Raw genomic sequence first — 17,108 nt, 5'->3', positions numbered from 1 at the left:
CATGGCCATCCACGAACGCACGGACACTCCGACGACGACCACGAGCCCGCCCGGAGGCGCGCTCGACGCGAAGGTGTCGGTCCTCGGCGTCGGCGCCGTCGAGATGCCCGAGCTCACCCGCGATGCGAACGGCGTCGAGCGACGCGGCATGGTCGGATGGTTCGCGGTCGCGGGCGTCGTCCTCGCGACGATCGCGTTCTCGGTCTGGGCCCAGTGGATCTTCTCGGGCACCGAGTTCTCGCCCGCGCCGATCTTCCCGCCCGACGAGCTCCCCACGTGGCGTGAGGTCCTCCTGCGCATCGAGGAGGCGCTGAGCGTCGGCGAGATGATGCTCCTCGTCACCTTCGTGGCGATCATCCCGCTGCGCCGCTACGGCCGCCTCGGGCTCGATGCGAAGATCGCGGTCGGCTGCCTCATCGGCAGCATCACCGACGGGGTGCTCAACATGCACCAGTACCTCTTCGCGTGGAACGCGCACTCGGTGAACATGGGCTCGTGGGCGGCGTTCATGCCGACGAACTCGCCCGACCACCAGTCCCGCTACGCCGAGGCGCTCCTCTGGGGCATCCCGATGTACACGTACTTCTGCATCGGCGTCGCGATCGCCGGCTGCGCGTTCATCACGCGCTGGCGCCGGCGCAACCCGGCGCTCTCGAACGCCCGCGCGCTCGCGACGATCTTCGGGCTGGCGTTCGTCTTCGACTTCGTCGTCGAGAACATCTTCATCCGGACGTCGCACGCCTACGCCTTCGCGAAGACGCCGTCCGAGCTCACGCTGTGGGACGGGTCGCAGTACCAGTTCCCCCTCTACGAGTCGTTCCTCGTCGCGATGCTCGGCGTGTTCTTCACCGCGCTGCGCCTCAGCGCGCTCGACTCGCCCGATGGCCTCTCGTTCGTCGAGCGCGGATCGCACCGCCTCCCGCGGCGGCTGCGCGAGCCGGCGCGCTGGTTCGCGGTCATCGGCTTCGCGATCCTCTGCCTCCTCTTCATCTACCACCTGCCCTTCCAGTTCTTCGGCCTCAACGGCGACTCCGTGGCCGACCTGCCGTCCTACATGCTCCCCGGCGACTGATGGCGATCGCCGACCACCTGCGGACGGGGCGCGACGTCGCCCGCATCGCGGCGAGCGTCGCGGAGGAGCGCGTCCGCCCGAGCCCTCCGCCGACGACGCTCGGCGAGGTCCCGGCGTCGGCGGACCGCCTCACGAAGGAGTGGCTCACCGCCGCGTTGTGCCGCGAGACGCCGGGCGCTCGCGTCGTCGGCTTCGAGCTCGGAGGCGGGCATGTCGGCACGAGCGCCCGGCGAGCGCTGCGGGTCGAGTACGACGAGGCCGGGCGGGCCGCAGGTCTCCCGGAGCACGTCTACACGAAGTCGACGCCGTCGTTCGTCACCCGCCTGCTGGTCGGGATCACCGGCGCCGCCGCCGGCGAGGCGCTCTTCTACACGTCGATCCGCAAGGAGCTCGACGTCGGCGCGCCGCAGGGGTACTACGGCGCGTTCGACCCGCGCAGCTCGCGCTCGCTCATCCTCATGGAGGACATCGCGACCACGCGCGGCGCGACCTTCGGCAACGCCGCGATCCACGTCGATCGGCCGGGGGCCGAGTCGATGGTGCGCGAGATGGCGAGCTACCACGGGGCGATGTGGGAGGACCCGCGCCTGCGCGGCGAGTGGGCCGTGCTGCGCGACGCACTCGAGTTCCAGAAGGAGTTCAACGCGAAGGCGCGGTTCGACCTCGGCGCGAAGCTCGGGTGGCGGCAGGCCGGCGACCTCATCCCGAGGGAGCTCCAGCCGCGCCGCGGCGAGCTGTGGCCGACGGCGATGCGCTCGCTCGAGCTCGCGGTCGCGGGACCGCAGACGCTGCTCCATCAGGACACCCACCCCGCGAACTGGTTCCGGACGCCCGACGGCACGCTGCGCCTCTACGACTGGCAGGGCATCGCCCGCGGCGGGTGGGGCGTCGACGTCAGCTACGCGATCTCGGCGGCGCTCGAGGTGGAGGACCGCCGGAACTGGGAGAGGGACCTCATCGCCCTCTACGTCGAGGAGCTCGTCCGCGCCGGGGGTCCGTCCCTCTCGATCGACGAGGCCTTCCTCCACTACCGCCAGCAGATGTTCCACGGACTCATCTTCTGGCTCTACACGCTCGCCTTCGTGAAGGTCTCCGAGCTGCAGCCGGAGGAGCACTGCCGGCTCATCGTCGGTCGCACCGCGCAGGCGGTCGCCGACCTCGACAGCTTCGGCGCCGTCGGCGCCGCGGGCTGACCGCGTCCGGATCGTCCGCCGCGCGCGGGCCGGGGCGTGTCAGGGAGTCGTGCCCCGGCCCTGCGCGGTGACGTCCGGCCCCGGGGAGGGAGAGAGAGCACCCGGGGTCCATCGATCGGACAGCACGATCGTACCAGCTGTCCGAACAAGGTGTTCGATTTCCTTTTTCTTCGTCCCGTGTCGGCGCGGCTAGCCGAGGCGCCGGGGCGCGAACTCGTACAGGGTGCGCCACACGATGTCCGCGTAGGCGTCGACGGCGGCGTCCCACTCCTCGCCGTCGAGCATGCGTGTCAGCCGGTGCTGTCCGCGCTCGGCCATCCAGAACAGCCACGCGGCCGTCTCGTCCGGGGGCAGCGTGGGATCCGCCCATCCCTCGGCTTGGAGCGCCTCGATGTGGCGCCGCAGTCCGCCGATCCCGCGGGCCATGAACGCATCGACCTCCTCGCGGAGCGTGGGGTCGTAGGCAGCAGCGTCGAACACCGTCGCCATCACCCGGGCATGCGGGTGGTAGATGCCCAGGACGTCGGCGAGCGCGTCGCGCAGCCGGTTCCGCGTGAGCGCGGAGGCGTCCAGGCGCCACCAGGCGAGGGCGGGCTCGTCGAGCTCTTCGATCGCGGCGAGGAACGATGCGTGGAGGAGGTCGGACTTGTCCTCGAAGTAGATGTAGAACGTCGAGCGGGAGACGCCGGCCTCCTCGACGAGGCGGTCGACGCTGATCTCCGCGTACTCGACGCCCTCGTCGAGGAGCCGCTCGACCACCGTCATGAGCTGCGCGCGCAGCTCCTCACGGCGGCGGGTGCGGCGGCTCGTGGACCGGCGGGTCACCAAGGGCACGTCAGCGCGTCCCCGCGTAGAGGGTGTTCCAGACGATCTCGCTGAGCGCGGTCACGAGCCGGTCGCGTCGCGCGTCGTCGGCCGGCGCGACCGCGCGGCTGAGGCCGCGCTCGGTCATGAGGGTGAGCCAGGCGGCCGTCCACTCGGGATCGAGGGCGGGCGCGACGGAGCCGGCGGCCTGTCCGGCTTCGATGTGCGCCCGCACCTCGCTGCGCGCGCGATCGACGAGCGCCGAGTAGCGGTCGCGGACACGCGGGTCGTAGCCGGCGACCTCGGCGACGGCCTCCATGACGACCCTGTGTCGCAGGTAGGTGTCGACGATCACCTGCATGGCGTCGCGGAGCTCCTGCGGCGCCGCGGTGTCCGGGAGGTGCCACCACGTCTGCGCTGCAGCGATGATCTCGCTGATGACCTCGTCGGCCAGCGCGCCGAGGAGGCTCGCCTTGTCCTCGAAGTACACGTAGAACGTCGAGCGCGAGATGTCCGCCTCCTTCACGAGGCGGTCGACGCTCAGCTCGGTGAAGGACTCCCCGGTCCGGGCGGTGAGGCGCTCGGTGGCCGCGAGCAGACCGCGCCGGATCTCGTCGCGACGGGCGGCACGCTGCGCGCGCGTACGGGTCGTCGGGGGCATGGCCGGACAAAGTGTACGGCGAGGGCGGACGCTCTGGACCCTGTGGCCAGACCAACAGTGTGGACAACTCGCCCGGACAAATCGTACGATCACGCGCCGACGATCCGGGGACCGGTGCCGCCGGTGCTGGAGAAGCTGAAGGCGGCGCTCGAGACGACCGGGTCGTCGCCTCTACTCGCCGCGCTCGAGCTCCTTGGGCACCTGCGCGGCGATCCGCTTGTCGTAGCCCGAGCGTGCCGACTCGTCGATCTCGAGGAACGTCCTGTCGGCGCCGAGGCCGCGGTTGATCGCGTCACGCAGCCGGCGGCCGAGGAGCGGCTGGGTCGTGACGACGCCGCCGAGGACCTTCGGGACGAACACGTCGGGCTGGGGCCGGCGCACCGCCGCGACGATCGCCCGGGCGACGTCCTCCGGCTCGACGTTCTTCACGAAGCGCGTCCCCTTCGTGCCGGCGATGAGCTCGGTGTTCGTGAAGGACGGCATGACGCAGGTGAAGTCGATGCCGCTGTCGCGGAACTCGACGCGGGCCGTCTCGGTCGCCGAGACGACGGCCGCCTTCGTCGCGGCGTAGGTGAGGCCGCCCGGCACCGGTGACTTCCCGGCGACCGAGGCGACGTTGATGACGTGCCCGCGGCGGCGGGCGACCATGGCCGGAAGCCCGGCCTTCATCCCGTTGAGCACGCCGAGCACGTTGACGCCGAGCGCCCTCTCGGCGGTCGCGGGCGACTCGTCGAGGAACGGGCCGATCGGCATGATCCCCGCGTTGTTGACGAGGACCTCGACGGCGCCGAGAGCCTCACGTGCGCCGTCGAGGAACGCGGCGAAGGACGCGCTGTCGGCGACGTCGACGCGGCCGGCCCAGGCGCCGGCTCCGAGGTCGTCCGCAACGGCCTCCGCCGCCGCGGCGTCGATGTCCCCGAGGGCGACGCGGTGTCCCTCGGCGTGCAGCGCGGCGGCGGTCGCGGCGCCGATCCCGCGCCCGGCGCCGGTGATCGCGACGACCTTGGACGTGACCTCAGGTGTGCTCATGAGGGGATGGTACGCGAGATCGGACGCTCTGTCCGCACGCTACGTCCGCCACCCTGGTACGGTGCGCTTGACCTTGGACGCCACGTCCAACTACCGTGTTCAACGTCCCGACCGCGAAAGAGAGCCGCATGCCGACGCCGACGACGATCGACCTGGAGAGCGTCGACCTCCACGAGAGCCGTCACTTCTCCGACGGGCCGCCGCACGCGCTCTTCGCGCGGATGCGCGAGTCGGCGCCCGTCCACCGCAACCCCGCCAACGGCGATCAAGACGCCTTCTGGTCGCTCACGCTGTTCGAGGACATCGTCCGCGTCAACAAGGACTGGGAGAGCTTCTCGTCGGCCCGGCGCGGGAGCTTCCTCGTGGAAGGCGGCATCATCCCCAAGGAATTCGAAGGCCTCTTCTTCAACATGATGGACCCGCCGGAGCACGACCGGCACCGGAAGATCCTCCAGAAGGTCTTCACCGCGCGCGCCGTCGCCGAGCGGGAGACGGACGTGCGCGCGGTCGTCAACCGGCTCATCGACGACGTCATCGAGAACGGCGAGTGCGACTTCGTGCGCGACATCGCCGTCGAGCTCCCCCTCACCGTCACGGCGAACATGCTCGGAGTCCCGCACGAGGACCGCGCGAAGCTCTTCGACTGGACCAACCGGCTCGCCGACACCAGCGTCCCTCAGGAGGAGAAGCTGCAGACGATCGCCGAGGCGGGCCAGTACGTCGCGGGACTCGTCGAGGCCGCCCGCAGGACACCCGACGACGGGCTGCTCTCCCAGCTCGTCGCCGCCGAGGTCGACGGTGAGCGCCTGAACGACGCCGAGATCATGGCCCACTTCATCCAGCTGATGAACGGCGGCAACGAGACGACGCGCAACGCCTTCGCCGGCGGCATGCTCGCCCTCGTCGAGCACCCCGACCAGCGCGCGGCGCTGCTCGCCGACCCGGGCCTCGTCCCCGGCGCCGTCGAGGAGATCCTGCGCTGGCACTCGCCGATCCTGCACCAGGCGAGGACCGCGACACGTGACCTCGAGATCCGCGGCGTGAGCATCGCCGAGAACGACAAGGTCGTGGTCTGGTACCCCTCCGCGAATCGTGACCCCGCGCAGAATCCCGATCCCGATCGGTTCGACGTCACCCGTCCGCGGGTCAAGCACATGTCCTTCGGCGCCGGTCGCCACTTCTGCCTCGGCAACCAGCTCGCGCGGCTCGAGCTTCGCGTCGCCTTCGAGGAGGCGCTCCGCCGCCTGCCCGGACTCGAGGTCGCGGGAGAGGTCGTGAAGAAGCCGAACAGCAGCTTCCACTGGATGGTCGCGATGCCGGTCGCCTTCGCGCCCGCGGCGAGGGAGTCGCCGTGAGGTCCGGGGCCCGCAAGGCGGTCGACCGGCGCGCCCGCAGCCGCGGGAACCTCGAGCGGAAGCTGATGGGCGCGGTGGAGGACCTGCTGCGCGGAGGCGGGACCTACACGGACCTCAACCTCGACGACATCCTCGAGCGTGCGGGCGTCCCGCGCTCGACGTTCTACTACCACTTCAAGGACAAGGGCGATCTGCTCGTCGCCGTGAGCGCGGACGCGATGACGGAGATCGTCGAGGCGTCCAAGCGGCTCTACGCCGGACGGTGGGAATCGCGCGACGACTTCGCGGCCGTCGTCGCCGACACGGCGCGCACGTGGCTCACGCACGTCCCGCTCATGAACGCGCTCTCCGAGGTCGCCGCGTACGACCCGGTCGTCCGTGAGCAGTTCCGCCGGGGATGGGGCGAGGCGCAGGCGCACCTCGCCGACTACATCCGCGCAGGCCAGGGGGCGGGGTTCGTCCGGGCCGACCTCCAGCCCGAGAGCGCCGCGTCCTGGCTGACGTTCATGGCCGAGCGCGGCCTCGGCCTCCTCGCCGCCGACGAGCCCGACGCTCAGGACGCGGTCGAGACGCTCGCGACCATCGTCTGGCACGCCTTGTTCCCCGACGGGGGCTAGACCGCGCGTCGGCTCGCGCAGCGGGCTCGCGACACGTTCCCCCGATCAGCGCGACCGCTCCCCCGATCGAGCCTGGCCCGCGCGCAGCCGGGTCCTCAGGATGGTCGCTGCCACTCGGCAGGGGAGATGGGGAGTGAAGCCTCCGCACGGACGTCAGTCCGTCAATCCATACGGGATGAAGTTCAGCGACATGCTCCGGGGCACCGCCCCGTACGAGCGTGTCAACGCCGTGGGCGAGATGAGCCGTCTCGCCCTCCAGGTCGTCCGCGGCGCGGTGACCCGTCCCTTCACCTGGACCGGCGACGCGATCGAGCAGATCTCGATCGCCGCGCGCCGCTGCCTCGTCCCCCTCGCGATCTCGCACGTCGTCTACCTCATCGGCTTCGGGATCATCCTCTTCGGCTCGATCCTCCTCACGCTCGGCGCGCCGGACCGCCTCCCGGGCGGCATCTGGCTCATCTGGGCCCGGGAGATCGCGATCTGGATCACGGGGATGGTCTTCGCCGGCGTCGTCGGCGCCGCCATCACCGCGGACCTCGGAGCCCGGAAGGTGAGGGAGGAGCTCGACGCGCTGTCCGTCCTCGGCGTCGAGAGGATCCGCGCGCTCGTCGTGCCCCGCGTCGTCGCGACGACGGTCGCGATGCCCGTCCTCGCGCTCATCAGCCTGCTCATCGTCCAGGCCGTCAACTACGCGCTCTCGCCGGCGATGATCGGGTACTCGCACGGCGTCTTCCGCGACAACTTCGCCGCCGGCGTCTATCCGACGGACATCTTCTTCACGCTCACCCTGAAGAGCATCGTCCTCGGCTTCTTCGTCGGGGTCGTCGCGTGTTACAAGGGGCTCACCGCGCCGGGCGGCGCCGAGGGCGTCGGGCGGGCCGTCAACCAGACGGTCATCATCACCTTCTTCGGCATCTGGCTGTTCAACAGCTTCTTCAACCTCGCCTACTTCTCGCTCATCCCCGACGTCGCGATCCCGAGGGGCTGACCGGTGGCGACGACGATCACGCCGGGCGCGACCCCCGGGGCCGAGGCGCCCCCGGCCCCGCCGGCGCGCGCGAACGGCGTCCTCGGCGAGGTCGGCGACCTCATGGTCTTCGCGGGGCAGTCGCTGCGAGCGATCCCCGGCACCTTCCGCTTCGCATCCGAGGCGCTGCGGCAGGCGAGCATGATGCTGAGCGGGACGCTCGTCCTCCTCTTCGTCATGAACGTCTTCCAGGGGATGAGCGTCGCGAACGCGGGCTACTTCCTCCTGCGCTCGATCGGGGCCTCCGACTTCCTCGGCCTCCTCAGCGGCTACGTCGGTCCCCGCCAGCTCGCGACCGCGATGTTCGGATACGTCTTCGCGGCGAAGATCTGCTGCGGCATGGCCGCCGAGCTCGGCGCCATGAAGATCCAGCAGGAGGTCGACGCCTACGAGTCGACGGGCGTCGACCCGCAGCGCTACCTCGTCGGGACGCGGCTGCTCGGCGTCCTCATCTTCCTGCCGGCCGCGACGATCGTCGCGATCCTCGGCAACCTCGCGGGGACCTACTTCCTCGCGGTCATCCTGCTCGGCGGCATCCCCGGCAACGTCCTGCTCGACGTCCACTGGAGCGTGCAGACGCTCTTCGACTACGGGTTCGCCCTCATGACGATCACGGCGATGGCGATCCCGTGCGCGATCATCGCCTGCTTCTACGGGCTGCGGACGCGGGGCGGACCCGACGCGGTCGGCAGCTCGGTCGCCCGCTCGATGCTCGTCAACATCGTGCTGCTGCACATCATCGCGGCGTTCCTCGCGGTGATCGTCTACGGCACCGACCTCCGGCTCCCGATCGGCGGCTGAGCGGTGCGCGGCGCCTCGTCCACCGTCGTCGTCGGCCGGGTGATCGCGGCCGCGCTCGCCGTCGGCCTCCTCACGCTCCTCGCGACGCTCGCCTTCACGGGCAGCGACCGCCGCAGCGTGTTCGTCGAGGTCGACGAGATCGCGAACATGGTGCCGGGCCAGGACATCCGCGCCGGCGGCGTCCGCGTGGGCCAGGTCGAGAGCATCGAGACGGTCGACGGCGGCCGCCGCGCCCGCGTCGAGCTCGGCCTCGAGGACGACGCGTGGCCCGTCACGACGAAGAGCACGTTCCTCCTGCGGTGGGCCGGGACGGCGAACTTCTCCAACCGCTACGTCGCCCTCGAGCTGCGCCCCTCGGCCGGCGAGCCCCTTCCCGAGGGCGGGGAGCTGCCGAGCGAGAGCTTCCAGGTCCCCGTCGAGTTCGACAGCCTCCTGCGGACCTTCGACGAGGACGTCCGCGCCGACCTGCGGGCGTCCATCTCGACCTCCGGCCTCGCGCTCGACAAGGCGTCCGCCCCGCTGCGCGACGTCGTGGACGAGAGCCCGGGCGCCATCCGCGAGGCGGCGCTCCTCCTCGAGGACATCGACGCCGACCAGCGGGCGGTGCGCGAGCTCGTCACCGCCGGCGATCGCGTGCTCGGTGCCGTCGACCGCGCCCAGCCGGGCATGCGCGAGCTGCTCAGCGGCGCGAGCGGGACGTTCGCCGCGATCGGCGCCGAGGCCGAGGCGCTGAAGGAGACGCTCGCCCGGACGCCGCGGATGCTCGCCCGCACCCGCACGACACTCGCCCGAGCGGACAGCACGCTCGACGAGGCGCAGGACGTCGTCGAGAAGATCGAGCCCGGCGTGACGGAGGTCCGCCGCATCGCGAGGCCGCTCGACGCCCTGCTCGACGGCGTCGTCGACGTCGGTCCCGATGCGCGCGACACGCTCGCCGACCTGCGCCGCGCCACCCCGGATCTCGACCCGCTCCTGCAGCGCGTGACCCGGCAGAGCCCGCAGCTCGAGAGCATCGGCCGCCAGACGGTCGAGAACATGCGGTGCATCCGGCCCTACACGCCGGACGTCATGTCGTTCTTCTCGAACTGGGGCGATTTCTTCTCGGTCCCCGACGGCCGCGACAAGCTCATCCGCGCGCAGGTGCAGAACTACCTCCCGGCGCCGGGGAACACGATGCCGCTGACCGCCGGGCAGCTCGCCGACCTCTTCCCGACGATCGAGTACGGCTTCCCGCGGCCGCCGGGCACGAGCGCCGGTCAGCCGTGGTTCCTTCCCGAGTGCGGCGCCGGCCCCGACGCTCTCGATCCCGACAAGGACCCCGAGGCCCGCCCGTTCGCCGACGTCATGAAGATCCCGACGCCGGGGGAGGCGCCCTGATGACGCGCGCGATCTCCACGGTCCTCCTCGGCCTCGCCGCGCTCGTCGCGATCATCGTCGCCAACAGCGGCGGCGGCGACTACACGCTGCGCGTCCCGCTCGAGAACGCCGCCGGCCTCAAGGACGGCTCCCCCGTCGTCGTCGGCGGCGTCACGCAGGGCGAGGTCGACCTCGAGCTCGAGGACGGCGACGAGGTCGTCGCCGAGCTCACCCTCGACGACGACATCACGCCGGTCGGCGAGGACGCGACCGTGTCCGTCGCGGCGCAGAACTTCCTCGGCCAGAAGCGCGTCCAGCTCGACACGGGTGACGCCTCGCGTCCCGCGCCGTCGGGGTACGAGGTGCCGGCCGAGAACGTCACGACGCCCACCGATCTCGACCAGGTGCTGAACGTCCTCGACGCGGACACGCGCACCCGCGCGATGGTGCTCCTCAACGAGGCGGGCGCCGCCGTCCTCGGTCGCCGCGTCGACATCCGCACCCTCATCGGCGAGTTCCCGGTCGGCTTCCGCGACGGCACGCGCGTCCTGCGGCAGCTCGACGCCGACGACCGCAAGCTCGGTCGCCTCGTCGAGAAGACCGATCGCCTCGTCGCGGAGTTCGCGCAGGAGCGCGGCGAGCTCACGCGGCTCGTCGACACCGTCGGCGACACGGCCGAGAACGTGAACACGCGTCGCACGGAGCTCGCGCAGACGCTCGATCGCGCGCCCGGGACCCTGCGCACCCTCCAGGGCTTCCTCGGCGACCTCGAGGCGACGGCGGGCCCGCTGCGCCCCGCCGCCCAGGCGATCACCGCGTCCGCCCGGCCGCTCACCGCGACGCTCGACGAGGTGGAGCCGTTCGGGAAGGCCGCGATCCCCGCGCTCCGCAAGGCGACCGACATCGCCCCCGCGCTCACCCGCCTCGCGGCGGACGCGACCCCGGTCCTGCGGCGCGCGGAGCCGACGGTCGCGGGGCTCGCGACCCTCTCGAAGGAGCTCGTCGGCACGAGCCGCACCCTCGACGGCAGCGCGCACAACATCCTCGCGATCCTCGAGAACTGGTCGCGCGCGATCCAGTTCCGCGACGGCCTCGGCCACGTCTTCCGCGGCGAGGCGTCGATCACCCCCGAGGCCCTCACCTCCGGGATCTCCCGGCTCCTGCCCGACGAGCCCGCGAAGAAGCGCGCGCCGAAGAAGGAGAAGGAGAGCGCCGCGCCGGCACCGGCACCGGCGCCCGAGAAGGAGGCGCCGGCGAAGAAGCCGGTGATCCCGGCCCTCCCGCCGGCCGTGCAGGAGCTCGTCGACGAGCTGCCCCTGCTCGACGAGCTGGAGAAGCTCCCGAAGGCCGATCTCCCGAAGTCGGTCACCGGCCTCCTCGACAAGGCGGCGCCGCCGCAGCGCCGCGGCGGCGCCGACCGCACCGGCGCGCTCCTCGACTACCTGCTGGGCGGGTGACCTGATGGCTCGTCCCTCGCGATTCACGCGCCGCACCCGCCGCTACGACCAGGATCCGATCTCGGTCGCCCTCGGCCGCGGGTTCCTCGGTCTCGCCTTCCTCGGCGCCCTCCTCTACGTCGCGATCAGCGCCTACGACGGCGTCCCCGGCAAGAGCTACGACTACGCGGAGGCCGTCGTCCCCGAGGTCGGCAACCTCATCGCCAACGACCCCGTGCGGATCGCCGGCACGCGCGTCGGGCAGGTCGCCTCGATCGAGACCGGCGAGGACGGCCGCGCCGTCGTCCGCCTCCAGCTCGACGACGGCACCGACCTCCCCGCCGACACCGGGATCCTCCTGCGCGCGAACGGCCTGCTCGGCGCACGCTACGTCGAGCTGCTGCCCGGCGACAGCGAGGAGCCGCTCGGCGACGCCCGCATCGAGGGCGACGAGAACACCGTGACGTTCGGGGTCACCGAGGCGCTCGACACGTTCGACGAGGAGACGCGCGGGGACCTCCGGTCGCTCGTCGGCGAGCTCGGCACCGGGGTCCTCGGCCACGGCGCCGAGCTCAACGACGCCCTTCGCGTCGGGGGCGACGCGATCGTCCCGTTCCAGCGGCTCATGAAGAGACTGTCCGCGCAGGACGGCGCGCTCGGCCGCCTGCTCCCGTCGCTCGAGTCCGCCGTGACGCCGCTGGACGCGAACCGGCGGGCGCTCGGCGACCTCGTCGGCGCGTCGGCCGACGCGCTCGCCCCGTTCGCGGAGGAACGCGAGTCCCTCGCCGCGACCCTCTCGGAGGCGCCGCCGGCCCTGTCGGCCGCCACCTCCGGCCTCGCGCGCAGCCGCGCCCTCCTCACGCAGGCCCGCGCCGTCGCCGTCGAGGCGTCGCGCACGCTGCCGCAGGCCCCCGGCGGTCTGCGGGCCGCGGCGGCCCTCCTGCGCGAGAGCCCGCGACCGCTGCGCCGCACGACGACCCTCCTCGACGAGGCCGAGCCGGCCGTCCCCGCGCTCACCGCGGTGACGAAGGCCGCCGACCCGCTCCTGCAGCCCGCGCGCGAGCTCTTCAGCGACCTCGTCCCGATCTCCCGCACGATCACCGAGTACGAGTGCGACATCAAGAACTTCGGCGCCGTCTTCCGCAGCATGACCGGCTTCGGCGGCTTCGGTGAGGGCCCGAACGGCCCGGCGATGGGCTTCCGCCTCCAGGTCGCGACGCCGATCCCGACCGAGCTGCTCTCGGTCGCCGACGACTCCTCCGGGCTCGTCGAGCGCGAGGGCTACGTCGAGCCGTGCACGTACCTCGCGAAGCCGTACCCGATCATCGGGCAGCGCACGACCGGGGGCGGTGCTCCATGACCGGCGCCCGCCAGCTCGACCGCCGGGCGCTCCTCGGCCTCGTGACCCTCGTCGTCTCGACGATCGTGCTCGTCCTCGGCTTCGCGGGGATCCTCAACAAGCTCGGCGGCGGTCCGGACACGCGCGAGGTCGTCGCGGTCTTCGAGACGACCCAGCAGCTCCGCGAGGGGAGCGAGGTCCGGATCGACGGCGTCGTCGTCGGCACGGTCGCCGACATCGAGGAGAACCCCGAGGCGCGCCGGACCGCCGTGACGATGGACGTCGAGGACGACGCCGGCGTCCTGTACCGGGACGCCTCCGCGGTCGTGCGCTGGCGCACGGTCCTCGGCGGCTCCTTCTACGTCGACCTCGAGCGCGGGACGGCGTCGGCCGGGGAGCTCGGCTCCCAGCCGATCTCGCTCGCGAGCACCTCGCACCAGGTCGAGCTCGACGACGTCGCCTCCGTCGTCGACGGCGACGCCCGCAAGGGTCTCCAGACGCTCCCGGGGGAGTTCAGCGACGCCTTCGAGGATCCGGATGCGGCCGCGCGCCTCCTCGACGAGACCGCGGCCATCAGCCCCGACGCCGAGCAGGGCCTCTCCGCGCTGCGCGGCATCGCGAAGGGCCGCGACCTGCGTGCTCTCATCGCGAACACCGCCGACACCGTCGGCGCACTCGACGCCCCCCGCGAGGACCTCCGGAGAGTCATCTCCGGCGCCGCCGCGACGCTGTCGACGACCTCGGCCCGCGGCGGCGACATCCAGCGCACGCTCCGCCAGGCCCCCGGCACCTTCACGCGCACCGAGTCGACGCTCACCCGCCTCGAGACGACGCTCGACGGCGCCGACGTGCTCCTCGCGAAGCTGCGCGACCCGGCCGACGACGTCGCACCGACGCTGCGGGCGCTCCGTCCGACCGCCGTCGAAGGCGCCCGCCTCGTCCGCCGCGCCGACCCGCTGCTCGGGGCGCTGCGACCGGCCGCCGCCTCGCTGCGCACGGCGGCGAAGAACGGCCTGCCCCTCGTCCAGCAGCTGCAGCCGAGCATCGATCGCCTCGAGAAGGCGATCCTCCCGATGCTCTCCGAGGTCGACCCCGACACGACGAAGTCGACCGCCGTGATGATCGGCGGCACGTTCGCGGGCCTCGCCTCCGGCGCCGGCGGCCAGATGGACGCGAACGGGCACTTCATCCGCTTCCCGGCGACGGCGGGCAACAGCTCCGTCTACTCGCTGCCCTGCCAGAGCTACCTCACGAACCCCGACAAGGCCGAGCTGCTCGCGTGCCAGTCGCTCGAGGAGGCGCTGCAGACCTATCTCGACTACCAGCCGCTCGCCCCGACGCCGGGCACGGCCGACGCCGCGGGAGGTGACGGCGAGTGATCGACGTCGACGACCACGTCACCGAGCACGTCAACCGCGAGCGGATCAAGCTCGAGGTCTCGCGCGCGGTCAAGCCGGCGCTCGTCATCCTCGGCTGCTGCGCGGTCGCTCTCGCGATGTTCCTCTACGTCCTGTCGAAGATCGCGCCGAACCTGCTCGACGGCACGTACTCCGCGAAGTTCGAGCTCGCCGACGCGACGGGCGTCGAGCCCGGCATCCACGAGGTCCGGCTCAAGGGCATCCCGGTCGGCGAGATCACGGACCTCGAGATCGAGAGCGATCGCGCCGTCGCGACCGTCTCGATCCGCGAGGAGTACGGCGAGCTCTACCGCGACGTCCGCGCGCAGCTGCGGCCGACGACGGCGCTGCAGGACATGTTCCTCGACATCGTCGATCGCGGGACGCCCGCCGCCGGCGTCCTCGACGAGACGACGCCCGTCCCGTCGAGCCAGACCGAGACGCCGGTGAAGATCTCCGAGGTCTTGGGCGTCTTCGAGCCGACCGAGCGGGCGAGCCTGCGGACCATGCTCGACGACTTCGGCCGAGGCATGGACGACCGCGGCGCCTCGCTGCGGACGATCTTCGTCGAGGCCGTCCCCTTCATCCAGCTCGCCGGCGACATCGCCGAGCAGCTCGCCGACCGCCGCCCGAAGGTCGAGCGCCTCGTCCGCAACGCCGCGCTCCTCACCGGCGAGCTCGGCGCCCGCGAGAAGGAGCTGCGACGGCTCGTCCGCGAGGGCGCCGGCACGCTCGGCACGCTGCAGGCGTCCTCCGGCGACCTCGACGCGATGCTCGCCGAGATCCCGCCGACCTTCACCCGGATCGACACGAGCCTCACCGCCGTGCGCTCGGTCCTCGACGAGGTCGACACCGCGGTCGCCTCGCTGAACCCGGTCGCCGACCGCCTGCCGGCGTCGCTGCGCACCCTCGAGGCCGTCGCCGACGACGCGACGCCGGCCGTCCGGGCCCTGCAGCGGCCCGTCGGCGAGCTCGTCCCGCTCGCGCGGTCGCTCGTCCCGCTCTCCGAGCAGCTCGACGTCGCCGTGACGACGCTCCTGCCGCAGGTCGACACGGTGAACGACGTCACCGACGGCGTCGCCGGCTGCAAGAAGGGCATCCAGGGCTTCTTCCAGTGGAACGCCTCCATGTCGAAGTTCGGCGACGCCCGCGGGCCGATCCCGCGCGGCAACGTCACCATGGGCGCGCAGTCGAGCGGCGTCTTGGGCGACCCGAACGAGTACGCGCCCCAGGCCTGCGTCCCCGGCGAGGTCGTCGGCGGCCGCGTCCCGACCGAGAAGGACTACCGCTGATGAGGGGCCCGAAGGCAGGCCGCACGGGCCACACCATCGTCGCCTTCGCGGCGATCCTCGTCGCCGCGGCGACGTTCATCGGCTTCACGATCGTCGGCGGCGGGTTCTACGTGAGCGACGCGAGGACCGTCCGCGCCGTCGTCCCGACGTCCGCCCAGCTCACGCCGAGCTCGCGCGTGACGATGTCCGGCGTCGAGGTCGGCGAGGTCACCGAGGTCGAGCGCCAGGGGTACACGACCGTCGTCGAGATGCGGATCGAGGACGACGGCGTCTGGCCCGTCCCCGCCGACTCCGCCGTCGCGATCCGCCAGCGGACGCCCGTCGGCGAGAGCTACATCGAGATCGACCCCGGGACGTCCGAGCGGACGCTTCCCGAGGACGGCGTCTTCCCCGTCGACCAGGCGCAGGAGTACGTGGACGTCGACGAGATCCTCTCCGTCCTCCAGGGTGACACGCGGCAGCGGGCGCGCGAGCTCATCCAGGGCGCCGGGTCGGCACTCGACGATCGAGGCGAGCAGCTCAACGCGCTCGTCGGCGGCGGCGCGAAGACGCTGGAGAAGGGCGGCCGCGTCTTCAAGCTCCTCAGCGGCGACCGCGACGCCGTCGCGCGCCTCGTCGACCGCCTCGGCCGCGTCTCGGCGGCGATCGGCGAGCGCGGCGCGACGATCGAGACCCTGGCGAACGAGGGCCTGACGACGATGCGCGCGCTCGAGTCCCGCGACGCCGCCGTCCGCGAGACGCTCGCCCAGCTCCCGTCGACGCTGCGCCAGGTGCGCGGGTCGAGCGGCAAGCTCGCCTCGGTCACCGAGACGGCGACGCCGGTCCTCGCCGACCTCGCGAAGGGCCTCAGCGAGATCCGCCCGGCCGTCGCGTCGCTGCGGCCCGCCGCGCAGATCGGCCGCGAGGCCGTCCGCGAGCTCGACGTCGCAGCGCCGGCGCTCGAGGGGACGCTCGGCGAGGCCCGCGCGCTCTCGCCGAAGCTCGTGAAGGCGCTGCCGGAGCTCAACCAGGCGCTGTGCGAGGTCAACCCCGTCGTCCGCTATCTCAAGCCCTACATGGACGACGTCGTCATGTCCGTCGTCGGCCTCGGGTCGGCGTCGAACAGCTACGACGCGATCGGCCACCTCATCCGGCTCACGCCGATCATCGGCGAGAACAGCGCCGCCGGCCTCCCGAAGGAGGTCACCCTCGCCCAGCAGAAGCTCCTGCGCTCCGGGCTCTTCGCGAAGGCGACGCCGCTCACCTGGAATCCGTACCCCGAGGCGGGCATGATCGGCAAGGACCAGGCCGCGCCCGGCAAGACGATCTCGGGTCCCGAGGAGCTGCGCGAGTCCGGGTACGTGTACCCGCGCGTCATGCCCGACTGCTGAGCCGGCGTCCGCGTCAGCTCGGCCCGGTCACGACCAGGAACTGCGGCGAGAGCGACCGGAGCATGAGGGCCTGGTTCCCGTCGAGCACGATCTCCCACCCGTCGTCGCAGAGAGCGCAGAGGCACGTCGCGACGCCCGCGTCCCGCGCCTGCTCCAGCCATGCCGCCGGCGGTGTGCGCAGGCACGTCGGGCAGGCCATCGACGCGAGGACGAGCTCCGGTGGGTCACCCTCCGTGAAGCGCGCCGCGTCGCGCCAGAGCCCGCGGGCGCTGCCCGTGGGCGGATGCCGGTGAGGGCTCACGACGTCCCTGAGCTCCGCAGGTGATCTCGCAGGCCGCCAAGGGGTGCGACCTGCTCTC

General features: G+C 72.2%; 16 protein-coding genes. 12 read left to right on the top strand and 4 right to left on the bottom strand.

Annotation, left to right across the window (positions count from 1 at the left end; all coding sequences use genetic code 11):
• Position 1 precedes the first annotated feature (1 nt).
• Positions 2–1,072, top strand: coding sequence for a spirocyclase AveC family protein (locus ACME2J_RS02575; RefSeq protein WP_495543302.1), 1,071 nt, complete (start codon positions 2–4; stop codon positions 1,070–1,072).
• Positions 1,072–2,265 carry a phosphotransferase gene (locus tag ACME2J_RS02570; RefSeq protein WP_495543301.1) on the top strand — a complete coding sequence of 398 codons (1,194 nt, stop codon included), beginning with the start codon at positions 1,072–1,074 and terminating at the stop codon, positions 2,263–2,265. The genes ACME2J_RS02575 and ACME2J_RS02570 overlap by 1 nt, the downstream gene beginning before the upstream one ends.
• Positions 2,266–2,454: 189 nt before the next feature.
• Here ACME2J_RS02570 and ACME2J_RS02565 read toward each other — a convergent pair whose 3' ends face one another.
• The 3 genes from ACME2J_RS02565 to ACME2J_RS02555 all read right to left on the bottom strand — a co-directional run bounded on the left by ACME2J_RS02565 (position 2,455) and on the right by ACME2J_RS02555 (position 4,759).
• A complete protein-coding gene (locus tag ACME2J_RS02565) occupies positions 2,455–3,090 on the bottom strand; it encodes a TetR/AcrR family transcriptional regulator (protein WP_495543300.1) in 636 nt (211 codons plus the stop codon).
• A 10-nt stretch (positions 3,091–3,100) separates the two neighbouring features.
• Positions 3,101–3,730, bottom strand: a complete 630-nt coding sequence (locus ACME2J_RS02560; RefSeq protein ID WP_495543299.1) for a TetR/AcrR family transcriptional regulator — start codon at positions 3,728–3,730, stop codon at positions 3,101–3,103.
• Positions 3,731–3,901: 171 nt separating this feature from the next.
• Positions 3,902–4,759 carry an SDR family oxidoreductase gene (locus ACME2J_RS02555; RefSeq protein WP_495543298.1) on the bottom strand — a complete coding sequence of 286 codons (858 nt, stop codon included), beginning with the start codon at positions 4,757–4,759 and terminating at the stop codon, positions 3,902–3,904.
• A 128-nt stretch (positions 4,760–4,887) separates the two neighbouring features.
• Here ACME2J_RS02555 and ACME2J_RS02550 point away from each other — a divergent pair, with 128 nt between their 5' ends.
• The 10 genes from ACME2J_RS02550 (at position 4,888) to ACME2J_RS02505 (ending at position 16,749) form a co-directional block, all read left to right on the top strand.
• Positions 4,888–6,114, top strand: a complete 1,227-nt coding sequence (locus tag ACME2J_RS02550; RefSeq protein ID WP_495543297.1) for a cytochrome P450 — start codon at positions 4,888–4,890, stop codon at positions 6,112–6,114.
• On the top strand, positions 6,111–6,731 hold the full coding sequence (locus tag ACME2J_RS02545; RefSeq protein ID WP_495543296.1) for a TetR/AcrR family transcriptional regulator: 621 nt from the start codon (positions 6,111–6,113) through the stop codon (positions 6,729–6,731). Before ACME2J_RS02550 ends, ACME2J_RS02545 begins: the two co-directional genes overlap by 4 nt.
• Before the next feature lie 175 nt (positions 6,732–6,906).
• Complete coding sequence (locus ACME2J_RS02540) at positions 6,907–7,719, top strand: MlaE family ABC transporter permease (RefSeq protein WP_495543295.1); 813 nt, start codon at positions 6,907–6,909, stop codon at positions 7,717–7,719.
• A 3-nt stretch (positions 7,720–7,722) separates the two neighbouring features.
• On the top strand, positions 7,723–8,559 hold the full coding sequence (locus ACME2J_RS02535; RefSeq protein ID WP_495543294.1) for an MlaE family ABC transporter permease: 837 nt from the start codon (positions 7,723–7,725) through the stop codon (positions 8,557–8,559).
• A gap of 3 nt (positions 8,560–8,562) precedes the next feature.
• Positions 8,563–9,936 carry an MlaD family protein gene (locus ACME2J_RS02530; protein WP_495543293.1) on the top strand — a complete coding sequence of 458 codons (1,374 nt, stop codon included), beginning with the start codon at positions 8,563–8,565 and terminating at the stop codon, positions 9,934–9,936.
• On the top strand, positions 9,936–11,372 hold the full coding sequence (locus tag ACME2J_RS02525; RefSeq protein ID WP_495543292.1) for an MlaD family protein: 1,437 nt from the start codon (positions 9,936–9,938) through the stop codon (positions 11,370–11,372). Before ACME2J_RS02530 ends, ACME2J_RS02525 begins: the two co-directional genes overlap by 1 nt.
• A 4-nt stretch (positions 11,373–11,376) precedes the next feature.
• Positions 11,377–12,711 carry an MlaD family protein gene (locus ACME2J_RS02520; RefSeq protein WP_495543291.1) on the top strand — a complete coding sequence of 445 codons (1,335 nt, stop codon included), beginning with the start codon at positions 11,377–11,379 and terminating at the stop codon, positions 12,709–12,711.
• Positions 12,708–14,069: an MlaD family protein gene (locus ACME2J_RS02515; protein ID WP_495543290.1), complete on the top strand. Its 1,362-nt coding sequence runs from the start codon at positions 12,708–12,710 to the stop codon at positions 14,067–14,069. Before ACME2J_RS02520 ends, ACME2J_RS02515 begins: the two co-directional genes overlap by 4 nt.
• Positions 14,066–15,379 (top strand): MlaD family protein, encoded by a 1,314-nt coding sequence (locus tag ACME2J_RS02510; RefSeq protein WP_495543289.1) that lies wholly within the window; start codon positions 14,066–14,068, stop codon positions 15,377–15,379. The genes ACME2J_RS02515 and ACME2J_RS02510 overlap by 4 nt, the downstream gene beginning before the upstream one ends.
• On the top strand, positions 15,379–16,749 hold the full coding sequence (locus ACME2J_RS02505) for an MlaD family protein (protein WP_495543288.1): 1,371 nt from the start codon (positions 15,379–15,381) through the stop codon (positions 16,747–16,749). Before ACME2J_RS02510 ends, ACME2J_RS02505 begins: the two co-directional genes overlap by 1 nt.
• A 13-nt stretch (positions 16,750–16,762) precedes the next feature.
• Here the strand turns inward: ACME2J_RS02505 and ACME2J_RS02500 are convergent, their stop codons facing one another.
• A complete protein-coding gene (locus tag ACME2J_RS02500; RefSeq protein ID WP_495543287.1) occupies positions 16,763–17,050 on the bottom strand; it encodes a hypothetical protein in 288 nt (95 codons plus the stop codon).
• Positions 17,051–17,108 lie beyond the last annotated feature (58 nt).

This window comes from Paraconexibacter sp., assembly GCF_059438195.1.
Note: the sequence above shows the minus strand (reverse complement) of the source record. Positions and strands in the feature narration are given on the sequence as shown.

Coding starts and splice junctions, on each gene's coding strand:
- ACME2J_RS02575 (WP_495543302.1), top strand. CDS start 2: ATGGCCATCCACGAACGCACGGACACTCCGACGACGACCACGAGCCCG.
- ACME2J_RS02570 (WP_495543301.1), top strand. CDS start 1,072: ATGGCGATCGCCGACCACCTGCGGACGGGGCGCGACGTCGCCCGCATC.
- ACME2J_RS02560 (WP_495543299.1), bottom strand. CDS start 3,730: ATGCCCCCGACGACCCGTACGCGCGCGCAGCGTGCCGCCCGTCGCGAC.
- ACME2J_RS02555 (WP_495543298.1), bottom strand. CDS start 4,759: ATGAGCACACCTGAGGTCACGTCCAAGGTCGTCGCGATCACCGGCGCC.
- ACME2J_RS02550 (WP_495543297.1), top strand. CDS start 4,888: ATGCCGACGCCGACGACGATCGACCTGGAGAGCGTCGACCTCCACGAG.
- ACME2J_RS02540 (WP_495543295.1), top strand. CDS start 6,907: ATGAAGTTCAGCGACATGCTCCGGGGCACCGCCCCGTACGAGCGTGTC.
- ACME2J_RS02525 (WP_495543292.1), top strand. CDS start 9,936: ATGACGCGCGCGATCTCCACGGTCCTCCTCGGCCTCGCCGCGCTCGTC.
- ACME2J_RS02520 (WP_495543291.1), top strand. CDS start 11,377: ATGGCTCGTCCCTCGCGATTCACGCGCCGCACCCGCCGCTACGACCAG.
- ACME2J_RS02515 (WP_495543290.1), top strand. CDS start 12,708: ATGACCGGCGCCCGCCAGCTCGACCGCCGGGCGCTCCTCGGCCTCGTG.
- ACME2J_RS02505 (WP_495543288.1), top strand. CDS start 15,379: ATGAGGGGCCCGAAGGCAGGCCGCACGGGCCACACCATCGTCGCCTTC.